This is a genomic window from Vibrio sp. 10N.261.52.A1, assembly GCF_002876325.1.
Classification (GTDB): Bacteria; Pseudomonadota; Gammaproteobacteria; order Enterobacterales; family Vibrionaceae; genus Vibrio; species Vibrio chagasii.
On record NZ_MCYD01001223.1, the window covers coordinates 1 to 6,944 of the forward strand.

Annotated in this window: 5 protein-coding genes and 1 pseudogene; 5 read left to right on the forward strand and 1 reads right to left on the reverse strand. The window is 42.9% G+C overall.

Features of this window, described 5'->3' with window-relative positions:
* The first annotated feature begins 49 nt into the window (after nt 1-49).
* Together BCT81_RS25775 and BCT81_RS25780 are read left to right on the forward strand one after the other, a co-directional pair.
* Nucleotides 50-1,687, forward strand: coding sequence for an ATP-binding protein (locus BCT81_RS25775; RefSeq protein WP_102426306.1), 1,638 nt, complete (start codon nt 50-52; stop codon nt 1,685-1,687).
* Entirely contained in the window at nt 1,684-2,250 is a 567-nt protein-coding gene (locus BCT81_RS25780) for a response regulator (protein ID WP_102349774.1), read from the forward strand. Before BCT81_RS25775 ends, BCT81_RS25780 begins: the two co-directional genes overlap by 4 nt.
* Before the next feature lie 123 nt (nt 2,251-2,373).
* Here BCT81_RS25780 and BCT81_RS25785 read toward each other — a convergent pair whose 3' ends face one another.
* Nucleotides 2,374-3,234: a WYL domain-containing protein gene (locus BCT81_RS25785; protein ID WP_102426307.1), complete on the reverse strand. Its 861-nt coding sequence runs from the start codon at nt 3,232-3,234 to the stop codon at nt 2,374-2,376.
* A gap of 147 nt (nt 3,235-3,381) precedes the next feature.
* On the opposite strand from BCT81_RS25785, the gene BCT81_RS25790 reads away from it, so the two are divergent.
* From BCT81_RS25790 to BCT81_RS25800, 3 genes and pseudogenes are all read left to right on the forward strand, one after another.
* Nucleotides 3,382-4,659, forward strand: a complete 1,278-nt coding sequence (locus BCT81_RS25790) for a hypothetical protein (protein ID WP_102426308.1) — start codon at nt 3,382-3,384, stop codon at nt 4,657-4,659.
* Nucleotides 4,649-5,218 carry a hypothetical protein gene (locus BCT81_RS25795; protein ID WP_102426309.1) on the forward strand — a complete coding sequence of 190 codons (570 nt, stop codon included), beginning with the start codon at nt 4,649-4,651 and terminating at the stop codon, nt 5,216-5,218. Before BCT81_RS25790 ends, BCT81_RS25795 begins: the two co-directional genes overlap by 11 nt.
* Nucleotides 5,212-6,944: pseudogene (locus tag BCT81_RS25800) on the forward strand (hypothetical protein); the annotation flags it as partial. The gene BCT81_RS25795 and the pseudogene BCT81_RS25800, both read left to right, overlap by 7 nt.

Consider the following 6,944-nt stretch of genomic DNA (forward strand, 5'->3'; position numbering starts at 1 on the left):
ATTTTCTACAAAAAAGCCCTTAATCAGCATGCTGTTTTTGTCATATTGAGTGTTTAAGACATTGAACCAAAACTTACTTTTTAATAGCCTTCGTTGCATTATCACCTTTTTCATTCTTTATGAGTTTTCTCTACTTTTTCTGCTTAACCCAAACGTGGCAGCAGTAAGTGCATTTTTCCCCGCTCCAGCGTTTATCGTGGCGTTAACTTTTACTCAAGGATTGCGGTTCTTCCCGATAATTTTTATATCTGCCGTTTTTGCTAGTTTTTCAGAACATCCTCCTTGGGAGCTTACCTTATTTAATTGGCTTCACATTTCTCGTCAGACACTGATATATGCTTTGGCTGGTTATGGGCTAAAAAGGCTGCTTGATGTACCTGCTTTGAATTTTTTCGATATTGATGCCGTTTGGCGGTTTATTGTAATGGGTCTTCTGGCTACCGCGTGTTCTAGCGTTATTGCTTCAGCTTTGTTCTATACATTTGGCCTCACTCCTTTAAGCAGTCTGCACAACATTTTTATTTCTTTTATGGTGGGAGATTTAACCGGACTACTAATGTTCACGCCTGTTGCGTTTGCGCTGGAGAAATCTGTTCAAAGCGCAAACCCTCTTCAAACAGCGAAAGAATTTGTAAAGAAAACCACTCCGAGTCAAATAGTAAGCGTAATTCTGGCGACACTATTGTGCTTGGGTATTTTTCTAGTGGTTATTATTAAACCAAACTGGTCCCACTTTTATTACCTAGTGCTTATACCTGTCGCATTGGTCTCGGTGAAACATGGCGTAAAAACTGCCATATTCAGCGCGTTGTCTGTAAACATTTTAACCGCAACGATCTATAACCTCCTAAATGCTCAAATTTACAGTATTATTGAGATTCAAATGCTCTATGCAGTTACTGCGCTGATTACGCTCTTACTTGGCTCGTATCACGACAATCAAATAGCCGTGAATGAACGATTGCGGGATAATCAATTGATGTTGGCAAACCTGATGCAGGAGTCATCGCTCAGTGAATTGAGTTCAACTATTGCTCATGAGGTTGCTTCCCCATTACAAGCGGCTCTCATGAACAGTCAGATGTCTATGCAATTACTTCAAAGCGACCGACAGATAGACCGTGACCTTTTGCTTGAGTTGAATCAGGACGTCGAGTTTGCACTCAATAAAGCGGTTCAAATCCACAGATGTATTTACAAAGGAATCGTTGAAGGTAAGTCCCTTCAAATCGAAACTATCGCGGTACGCCAGTGCCTTAACGATGCACAGCGCTTACTTAGTGAAACTATCACTACACAAAATGTCCAAATCTTCGAGCAAGGTGATATGAGCCTCATTTATGTTAATGTTGATAAACTCTCGCTTACTCAGGTATTTGTGAACATGATAAAAAATGCTATCCAAGCCAACTCTACATGTATCACATTCTCTAACGTCAGTTCTGAACACAACATTATCATCGATATTCATAACAACGGAGATGAGATTGAAAGCGATGTGCGTGACAAGATTTTCCAATCACTCTTCTCGACCAAAAAGGGAGGGATGGGGTTGGGGCTGTCTATTTGTAAAACTATGCTAGAGGGATTTGGCGGCCATATCGAGCTACTCGACGATAAGCAATCTTCGCTGTGTCGAGGTACAACGTTCAGAATTTTGTTTCCTAAAGTGGAGGTTAATCAATGACCGTATTTGTCGTAGATGATGACTTACAAATTCGAAAAGCTATGTCACGATGGTTTGTCCTCAATAACTTAAAAGGTGAATGCTATTCATCTGCTGAAGCGTTCCTGAATCAAGTTAAACCTAACTTTTCACCAGGCTGTATCATTCTCGACTTGAGGATGGAGGGAATGAGTGGTTTAGAATTACAGCGTTGTCTGAAAGAAAGAATGCCACATTGGCCGATCATTTTTTTGAGTGGGCATGGACAAGTTCACATTGCGGTCGAGGCGGTCAAACAAGGGGCGATGGATTTCCTCGAAAAACCCGTGAATAACTGTTCTTTATTAAAGGTAGTCACCGACGCACTCGAACGTAGTAAATGTCTCGTCTCTTTAGCAGAAGATAGAGCAAAACTCACAGGAAGGGAGTGTGAAACTCTTGACCTACTGATGCTTGGCTTTTCTTCCAAAGATATCGCGTTAGAACTCGATATTTCAGTGAAAACTGTCGAGTATCATCGCTATAACATCAAGTCAAAAATCGAACTGGGATCTTATAAACGAAGCGTTTTGGCCGTTCGTTAACCTAGGTAGCTCGTTGAAAGCTCCACCGTATTTTAGTTAATTCGTTAGAACTCTTACAGATCAATTGTGATCATCAAAAGGTGTGTCGTTAATAACAGTCAAACAGTAAGGTCGTCACGTGCACTAAAAAATCAAATACGGCTTTAGCTCCTCAAAGTTCCCCACAATAACCTGCTGACCTTTAGGGTTTGAATCCAGCACACTAATATCGATATTGTAAGTATCGAGAACGTAGCGAACCAACGCAGCATTAGTTGGAATCGTGAGTGTGCTATTTTCCATACCGTAGTCATGGGCAACGACAGCGGCCTGAGCTTCTGTCAGTCTCGGGTCCGGCATCAACTTAATAGCGAGGGGAGTATTCCATCGGTCATCGTTGGACTTCCCCATTACATTTTTAGCCTCAAGGCATGGGATACCTCTTATGCGGCTGAGCACAAAATCGCGATAATCTTTAGCATGTTCGCAGTAAGCTCGAACATGCCACCTTAGAGGCGTACAAACCAATGTATGTGGTGAAATAATCCGTTCGACTTCAAGACCGTCTTTAAGTGATGTGTAGCTTATATCGACACGTTTTTTCTCCCGTATCGCCTGTACCAAAGGACGTAATACTTGTGGTGATATATTGCGAGTAATAGGACGAATCATCGAGACACTATCAAACCCCATATCGAGTTCTTTAAATGTGATGGTCATATCTTCGCTTCTCGAAAGAATGTGCAAATATTCATCAGCATGCCCCTTTGTTACTTGTGGGCTAAAGGTATCACTGGGCTTGTAGCCTTTCAGCTGTTTATCATAAACAAGATTTCGTGGAGCGATATCGGTTAGATAGGTGTTGATGTCTTTCGAAGCTTGCTGTCTGCCAATACCAAAGCTCTTAATCAGGTGATTGGTTGTTAAACGGCCTTCCCACAACGCAATAATCTCAATCATTCGATATCGAAACAGAAGATCCCACCGAATTGGCCATTTACTCATTATTTGATTCCTGTCTACTTATGCGACGTGTGTATGTAATCAGTATTTACCTGTAGCTAATAGCGATATATTGTGTCAGTGGTAATGAATAGTCAACCAAGTAGTTCGTTTTGTTCTTTCTATTAGATACGTATGAAGTAGGTTTAAATGGCCACACCTAAGAGTCTCACTTTTCAGTTACATCAACATTGGGAGGTGGTTGAGCAGTTAACTCGGCTTTCGAGAGAGTTTCCAGCGTTTGAGTTGAGAGTTCTTGAACAGGTGATCAACCAGTACAAAAGTAAAAATACGGAAAGTAATACTGTGCTCACTAGCCTTGTTAATGCAGATATATTGCAGCCTATCAATCGCAGCAGCGACTATCAGCTAAACACGCTCGTTGTGGACTTTGTCAGAGGCTTAACCCAGGAGCATGAGTTAGGTCTATCAGCGATACTTAAAGCGCGTGTTGATGCGATTAAAGACGCCACCAGCCAAGTGTTAGAAGGGCTTGATGTGGCGGACAACGATTTACTTCGTACTGGCGCGAACAGGCTGTCGGAACTGGTTAGAAAAATTACGCAACAGTTAACCCAGGACAAACAAGCCATATTTGAAATAGCAGAATTGGCGAAGTCTGCGGACACTAGTGTCCCAATTGAGCGTCGTTACCGTGAAGTGTTGGAAGTGTATGACCAATACGTAGAACCCATGAACGAAATGATGGATAGCGGTCTTGGAGGTAGTTTCTACCCCTTATTAGAAAAGGCGGAAGAAGCACTCGATACTGCCGTTGACATACTTTCCATGCGTGGATCTTTGTATCAACAAAGACTGGCAATGCGTCAGATAGCTTATCAAGTCAAAGATCTTCGATACCAAGGACGAGTCGTTGCTCAGCAATGTGCCGATACTTTGTTGCCATTAAGAGAGGAAGCCAGACAACACAATCAACTTTCAGCGGTGATTAGCAAGCAGCTAAGCCAAGTTCGTAAAAAGGGTTTAGCGCGAGGACTGAATGCCAAAGGTTTGCCTATGTGGAAAAGTAGCCGCGTGACTAAAATTCAATTGGGTAATGAAGTTCGTGAGTTGATGGCAGAATTCTTGGACTTTGAACCTAGCTCTATACCGTTCCCGGATGAAGAGGAAGCGACTGAAAGTCCAATGATCAACTGGGTTGATGAAGAGCTTCTGAGGGAACAACTTGCTGATTCGCTACCAGTCGCGAATCTAATGACGTGGCTCAGAGGAAACTATCAGCACCTACCAGATACCGAGCTGTTGCGAGTCTATCACGAGCTTGTTCGTGATCCTCAGTGGCAAAGCACGTTAGGGGCGAGCTCAAGTACTACAGCGTTGAACACAGTAGCCGTAACCTACCACCCACACGAAATAAAGATGTTGACTGGCTCAACAATTGCCAAGGATGTTGATAATGCAAAATAGCAAAATCGATTTAAATGAGCTAGCTCATCTGACCGAGCTATTTAACCTTTTTAACTCTGGTCGGCATCTCAACCGCTCGACGGATGCTGCTCTATGGCATGAGCTAGAACAGCAAGCAGAGCAGTACCAGTACCTATTTGCTAACTTAGGTTTTGACTTGCGCATTGATGTCCGGGGTTTTGCTTGGTTCCATGATGAAGATGGTAGCCAGAACATCAATAAACAATCACGCCAGTTAGCACTATTGCTCATGGTGATATTTGACCATCAAGCTGATAGCGGCCGCTCCCTCGGTCAGTTTTACCAATGGACGATTGATAATGCCTTGCTAGATGAGGTCTACGAAAAGCATCAAGAGCTTTTGGATGCAGAAGAGCTCGACCAAGATGGACTAGCAAAGATATTCGACAACGCAGTGCGAAAAGGCTTTGCCGCTCAAGAGAACAATCATTGGCGTTTACTGCCTTCGGTACATCGCTACTTAGACCATTTCGAAGCTATTACTGAACAAAAATCCGGCAGCGACTTGGCCGCTTATGAGGAAGATGAATCATGCTAAGTTACGGTTTCCAACGTTTAGCGTTAATTGGCAGTGCTGGCTACCAGCGCGCTGAACTTCCTCTTGATGACTCTGTGTCATTAATTGCACCAAATAATCATGGCAAAACAAGCTTAATCAATGCACTTCAGTTTCTGCTCATCATCGACCAAAGAAGGATGGATTTTGGCTCTCATTCATTAGAGAAGGCTCGCCGTTTTTACTTCCCAAATAACAGTGCTTTCATCTTGCTAGAAGTCATCCTGCCACAAACCGGCACCGTGGTGTTTGGCTGTGTTGGTAAAGGGGTAGGTTATGACTACGAATACTTCGCTTACAAAGGTGAATTAAACCTAGATGATTTCCGAATGGATGATGGAAATATCGTTGCCCAACCGAAGTTAGTCAATCACTTAGCGACAAAAAAACATCGAGTCTATAAATTCAATGATAAAGAGTTCAGACACTCGATTTATGGTGGTGCAAAAAGTAAGAAAAACGGCGACATCGATTTTACGGTGTTTAAACTTGAACATGTAAGTGACGCACGTTCGTTCCAGCAAGTCCTCACCAAAACGCTTCGGCTCGACAAGCTAAACTCCAGTGATGTGAAAGACTACTTGTTAAAGATATTTAGTCGAGAGCTACCGAATTCTAGCATCGATTTTAAGCAGGAGTGGGAGAAAGCATTTCAAGACATCAATCTAGAACGCGAGCAGTACCTAGCAGCCGTTAACAATCTGGAAACGATTCAAGAGCTTGAACAAAAGTTTGAGCGTACCTTGTCGCTGCGAGGAAAGATCGCCGCATGCCAGCCGAAGGTTAATGAATTGCTGCAGGATTGGCATGGTCATGTTCAAACGCAGACTGAGAATCTATTAACGCAAAAAACTAAGCTTGAGCAAACACAACGTGAGCTCCGAAGCCAAGATATCGCCCGTGCAGGAGAGCGTACAGACTTAATCAATAAACTGGAAGAGTTAAACCGTATCGAGAAACTGCGACAAGAGTTGGAAGGGCGGTTTACCTTGATCCCGGATCAATCGTTTTTAGAGAGTCAATTGAAAGCTGCGGAGCAGAAATATGATGCTCAGGCTGCCTTGTGTGTTCAATCACAGCGGTCGTCTTCTGCTGCGATTAGCAAACAGTTGAAAGAGAGAGAAGATCAGCTGCAAAGGTTGCACTCTCAACATCAAACTTTGGGTGACAATTTATACCTTCATCTTTCTAAAGTGCTTAATGTAAATGAGTTAGAAAAGCTGAACAAAGTGCTTAGCCAACGAGTAATGCAGCTGCCACCTTCGCAGTATTCGTTTGATATCAATCAGCTTCGACAAATGCTCAATAGTGAACCTTCTGAGCAACTTTCGCTTTCAGGTTTAAAACTTTCCCTTGAGGAGCTTATTCCTCAGCATGTTCAAAAAACAGAGCAGGAGCTGGTGGAGGAAATAGACGATGTTAATAAGCAAATAACAGAACTCAAACAACTGCTTGAGGCAAGTAAAGAAAGTGAGGCAGCTGAGAGGAAGAAGAACGAATTAAATAGCGCAGTAAAACAGTGGGAACAGGACTTGAGGGACCACGAGCAGCTGCAACAATTAACAAAAGGCCAGGCACAGCGAACCGAACTAAGACTGACGTTTGATAGTCAGCTGGTAGCGATTAATACCGAGCTTGATAGCGCGGATAAGAAGTACAATGAATTGGCACAGCAAATCGGAGAGATTACGGATAAGCTAAATAAGTT

Coding starts and splice junctions, on each gene's coding strand:
- BCT81_RS25780 (WP_102349774.1), top strand. CDS start 1,684: ATGACCGTATTTGTCGTAGATGATGACTTACAAATTCGAAAAGCTATG.
- BCT81_RS25785 (WP_102426307.1), bottom strand. CDS start 3,234: ATGAGTAAATGGCCAATTCGGTGGGATCTTCTGTTTCGATATCGAATG.
- BCT81_RS25790 (WP_102426308.1), top strand. CDS start 3,382: ATGGCCACACCTAAGAGTCTCACTTTTCAGTTACATCAACATTGGGAG.
- BCT81_RS25795 (WP_102426309.1), top strand. CDS start 4,649: ATGCAAAATAGCAAAATCGATTTAAATGAGCTAGCTCATCTGACCGAG.